At 76.3% G+C, this 3684-nt stretch carries 1 protein-coding gene and 1 pseudogene; one reads left to right on the top strand and one right to left on the bottom strand.

The features are described 5' to 3' along the window. Positions 1-187, bottom strand: a pseudogene (locus tag KIK08_RS38040) (hypothetical protein); the annotation flags it as partial. Between KIK08_RS38040 and KIK08_RS38035 the strand changes: the two are divergent. Beyond that, positions 180-3684, top strand: a 3505-nt coding sequence (locus KIK08_RS38035; RefSeq protein ID WP_214408160.1) for a preprotein translocase subunit SecA, incomplete at its 3' end; no start/stop codon positions are given. The pseudogene KIK08_RS38040 and the gene KIK08_RS38035 sit on opposite strands and share 8 nt — an antisense overlap.

The raw sequence follows: 3684 nt of genomic DNA, 5'->3' as shown, positions 1-3684 counted from the left end.
GGACCGGTCGGCCCGGCCGCGCGGGCGGCGGAGAGGACCCGCTGCCGGCGCCCGGGCCGCAGCCGGACGCGATCACCGGCAGCGGCTCAGGCAGCATCGGCAGCGGCCGCCCGCGGTCCGGCTCCGAGACCGCGGCCAGCGGACCGAACCCGGCCGTGCACGAGCCGCCGGCGCCGGATGTGAGCACCCGGTCCACCGAGGGCAAGCCCACCGAGGCGCCCGTCGAGGTCACCCGCAACGACGCCCCGAACCCGGGGCGGGGCCCGCCGCCGTCGGCGGCGACGCCCGACACCGCGGCCGGTCAGCCGACCGCGAGGTCCCGGTTCAGCTTCGGCAAGAACCGGGAGGTTGCCGAGCAACGCACCACGGCCCGTTACCGGGACGCGCTCGCGCAGGTGCGGCAGCGGATCGACGAGCTGATCCCCACCGGTGGCGATGGCCTGCGGACCGTGGACGTCGCCGCGCTGCGCACGCAGGTCGAGCGGCTGCTGGACGGGACGGAGCCGAACCGGACCGCCGTCGACTGCGTGGCGACCGGCTGCGCGCTCGTCGAGGCGGCCACCGGCACGCGCCCGCGCGCCGAGCAGATCATGGGCGCCCTGGCGATGTTGGACGGCCGGGTCGTCGAACAGCTCACCGGCGAGGGCAAGACGCTCGCGATCGCGGTCGCCGCGTTGGCCAAGATCATCGAGGGTGGGCCGACCGGGCGGGTGCAGATCCTCCTGAACCGCGACGGCCTCGTCCCGGAGATGGAGCGGACGCTGCGGGTGGTGGCCGAGCTGATGGATCTGCCCGACCTCACCGTCGCGACCGTGCGCGGGGGGCAGCCTGGCGGCCGGGAGCAGGCGTACCAGGCGCGGATCACCATCGGGGCGTGGAGCGAGTTCGTCTTCGACCAGCTCTACCGGACCGACGCCGGGCAGGCGGGTTCGCCATGGCCGCAAGGGCCGCTGTACCGCCTCGTCGACGAGATCGACCTGCTCAAGGAGGAGCTGTACAACCGCCACCGGATCGGCCACTACACCGGCGCGCTGACGGTGTCCGTGGACGACCTGATGAAGGCGGCCGAGATCGCCGCGCACCTCGACCCGTGGGTGCACGTGCAGGGCAGGGGTGGCGGCACGTGGCTGACCGACGCGGGCTGGGAGGCGGTGGGCAGCAGGCACGGTGAGGGCCTGTCGCCGTCGCAGTCGGCCGCCTTGCGGCGGCAGGTGGAGGAGGCGCTGGCCGCCAGCCGGATGACCCTCGGCGTGGACTACGTCATCGAGAACCGCGTGGTCGTGCCGATCGACCGGGTGCACGGGGACGCGAAGCCCGGCCAGCGCTACAGCGGGGGCCTGCACCAGGCACTCGAGTACAAGCACCGGGGTGACGGGGTCCGGGTCCGGTCCGGCATGCGCACCGTCGGCGAGATGACGGTCGTCGACCTGCTGCGCGCCGGCGGTGACTTCGGCGGGGCGACCGGCACCATCGGCGACGCGCTCGCGACGTTCCGGATGCTCGGCAAGGAGGTCGACTACGTCCCGCCGCACGTGCGGCCGCAGCGCGTCGACCTCGATCCGCGGGGCTTCGCGACGGCGGAGGCGAGGAACGCCGCGGCGGTGGCCAGGGTGCTGTCGCTGCGCGCCGCGCACGGGGCTGACGGACCGGTGGACCCGGTGCTGCTGGTGGCGGGCTCGATCCCGGAGGCGGAGGCGCTCGGGAAGGCGCTCACCGAGGCCGGGGTGGAGCACCGGGTGCTGACCGCTCGCCAGCAGGACATGGCCAACGCCCCGGAGACCATCGCTGCGGCGGGCCTGCCCGGAGCGGTGACCGTGGCCACCAACGTGATCGGCCGCGGGGTCGACATCAGGCTGGGCGGCGATGTCCGAGCGGTGTACCGGCAGTTGCTGGACGAGCGCCGGCAGCAGCCGGGCGAGCCGACCGCTGCCGAGCTCGATGCCTTGTGGCGGCAGGCGGACCAGCGGGTCACGGCGACCAAGGAGCGGCTGAACCGGCCGGGACGCGGCCTGCACGTGATCATCGCCGAGCTGCCGGCCTCGTCGCGGGTGGAGTGGCAGGCCCGCGGCCGGGCCGGGCGGCAGGGCGAGCACGGCTCGTCGGAGGTGCTCTGGTCGCTGGAGGACCGCGCCGTCCAGCAGCTGACCAACCCCGTCCACCGGGCGCCGGGTGTGCAGGAGGCGCCGGGGATCACCGGGGAGCTGGTCGGCCCCGCCTACGACGCGCTGGTCGCGCGGGTTCGGCTGTACGCCGAGGCGGAGTCCGGCGGCGCGGTCACCACGCGTTCCGCCGAGACCCCGGTGCACATCACCGCCTCGGCCGCCGACCAGGCGCTGTGGAACGCGACCCGCACCGCCGGGCTCGACCGCGCCCAACTGGCCGCGCTGTACCGCGGCGAGCCGCTGCCGGGGGCGACGGTCGCCGCGGACGTGCTCGAAAGGGCGCAGGCGGACGCCCGGTCGGCGATCGACCGGTCGACCACGGCCGAGGGGCGGGCCGCGCTGCAGCGGCTGACCGAGCTCATCCCGCAGCGGGAGCAGGCGCCGCACCGGTTCACGGATGAGGAGCTGGCCGCGGAGCTGGTCGAGGTCGTCCGGCTCGCCCAGACGTTCACCGAGCTGGAGCGCGCCACGGAGCTCGGTGGCGCGCTGGGGATGGGACCGGCGGAGCTCGCGGCCACGGTCGCGGTGGCCGGGCGGCTGCTGGCCGAGCGGGAGGCGGCGGGTGCGGCGGCCCACGCGGGCGATCGCGAGCCGCTGCGGCTGCACACCCTGGAGCCCCGGGCGCTGCAGGCGTTGCACGAGTACGCGCGTGGTGTCCCGCGGGCCGCCATCGCCGAGCACCTCGGCGTCGCGCCGGACGAGGTGGGTCCGATCGTCGACGGCGCGGTGCAGGCGCTGCGCGACGCTCCCGGCCGTGGTGTCCGCACCCTGCAGGCGGAGCGCGACACGGCCCTTGCCCGGCTCGGGCACGGCCCCGGCAGCTGGTCGGAGGTGCGCACGTCGCTGCGGACGGTCGAGGACGACGTCCTGTGGCCGGTCGAGGTGCCGCTCTGGGGCCGGGAGGACCGGATCGAGGAGCTGATCGAGCAGCTGCCGGAGGGCCTACGGGACGAGGCGTACCGGGCACTGGTCGGCGACTCGGCGTCGAGCGGGGCGGGGATCACCACGATCTCCCGGGTCCGGGGGACGTCGACGGCCGCCCTGCGCGCCGCCGGGGTGCCCGACCCGGTCATCACCGCCGTCCGCGCCGTGCTCGGCGAGCACACCGCGGCGGACACCCAGCGGGCCGGCCAGCAGCGCGTCGCCGGCCCCCTCCGCCCGGAGGAGTGGACCGAGCCGCGGGTGCGGGCCGCGCTGCTGTCCGCGCTCGGCCTGCCGGACGGATCCGAGATGGCCGGTCTCGACCTGCCGGTCCTGCTGCAGCTGGCGGGCTTCACGCGCGCCGATGCGCTGTGGGCGGTCGCCCCGGACAACCTGCTGGACAGGGCCCGATCGACGGAGGAGGGACTCACCGAGGCCGAGTGGACCACCCTGGCCGCCCACGCCTCCGGGGCGCTGCGCGGGCTCGTCGGGCCTGGCACGGAGCTGGCCGCGCTCGCGGTCCTGGCCGAGCTGGCCCCGCCCGCGGCGCCGGCGGACCCGCCGACGTCCGGTGGCGCGCCCACCGGACCGGGCCGCGGCC

The organism is Pseudonocardia lacus, assembly GCF_018531445.1.
GTDB classification, from domain to species: Bacteria; Actinomycetota; Actinomycetes; order Mycobacteriales; family Pseudonocardiaceae; genus Pseudonocardia; species Pseudonocardia lacus.
Note: the sequence above shows the minus strand (reverse complement) of the source record. Positions and strands in the feature narration are given on the sequence as shown.